The organism is Streptomyces sp. NPDC027189, from assembly GCF_055566975.1.
In genome coordinates, this window is the sequence record NZ_JBVHRI010000090.1 from 1 (window position 1) to 1,308 (window position 1,308).

The following is a 1,308-nucleotide window of genomic DNA, read 5'->3' on the forward strand; positions in this document are numbered from 1 at the left end:
CAGAACGAAGGCCGTGAGGATGAGTCTGCTGCATCATGACGCCCGGTCTGACGCATTGGCACAACTGTCATGCTTCCGGGGCGAGTTCTACTCCTGCCTGACCGCTCGTTCGGACGCGTTGTTCGAGCTGGCTGATGCCGTTCTGTGCGGCGACGGACCGGTGAGGTCGCTGGCGGAGCTGTCGCTGGTGGGTGAACACCGCCGCGGCCATGGAGGGCTCTACGCCGCGGTGGCCCGTGGACGCATTGATGCCGGCCGGCTGCGGCGGGCACTGGCCGAAGTGCCACTGCCACGGGCTGCCGACGGCCGGCTGGTCCTGGCCGTCGACGTCACCTGCTGGCTGCGGCCCGACGCCCACACCTCACCACAGCGGATCCTGTGCCACACCTACGGGCGGGGGAAGGACCAGCACATCCCCGTCCCCGGCTGGCCCTACTCGATCGTCTGCGCGCTCGAGCCGGGCCGCAGTTCATGGACCGCGCCCCTGGACGCACTCCGCCTGGCCCCCGGCGACGACACCGCCACGGTCACCGCCCGGCAGCTGCGCGATCTGCTTCAGCGACTGATCACGGCCGGCCAGTGGCAGACGGGTGACCCGGACATCCTTATCGTCGCGGACGCTGGATACGACGCACCCCGCCTCGGCTTCCTCCTGGGCGACCTGCCCGTGCAGGTGCTGGCCCGGATGCGATCCGACCGCGTCCTGCGCAGGGCTGTCCCACCCCGGCTGCCGCACACCCAGGGCCGGCCGCCCCGGCACGGAGACGAGTTCGTGTTCGGACAGCCCGACACCTGGGGCACCCCGGACACCGAAACAGTCACCGGCACCCGCCTCTACGGCACCGCCAGGGCCCGCTCCTGGGACCGGCTGCACCCCAAGCTGACCCACCGCTCCTCCTGGGCAGCCGCCGACGGCACCCTCCCGATCGTCGAAGGGACAGTGATCCGCCTGGACATCGACCACCTGCCCAGCGGAGCAACACCGAAGCCGGTCTGGCTGTGGTGGTCAGGCACCGACGCCACTCCGGCAGACGCCGACCGCCTCTGGCAGGCATACCTGCGACGCTTCGACATCGAGCACACCTTCCGCCTCTTCAAACAGACCCTCGGCTGGACCTCCCCGAAGATCCGCACCCCCGAAGCCGCCGACCGTTGGACCTGGCTGATCCTCGCCGCCTACACCCAACTGCGGCTCGCCCGACCGCTGGCGGCCGACCGGTGTCGGCCCTGGGAGAGACCAACCCCGCCGGACAGGCTCACCCCCGCCCGAGTCCGCCGCGACTTTCGGCACATCCGCCCCACGGCCAG

At 70.8% G+C, this 1,308-nt stretch carries 1 protein-coding gene; it reads left to right on the top strand.

Translation table 11 applies throughout. The annotated features are described in order from the left end of the window. Positions 1-19: 19 nt before the first annotated feature. On the top strand, positions 20-1,308 hold a 1,289-nt coding region (locus ACZ4RZ_RS50320; RefSeq protein ID WP_467754384.1), incomplete at its 3' end, for an NF041680 family putative transposase.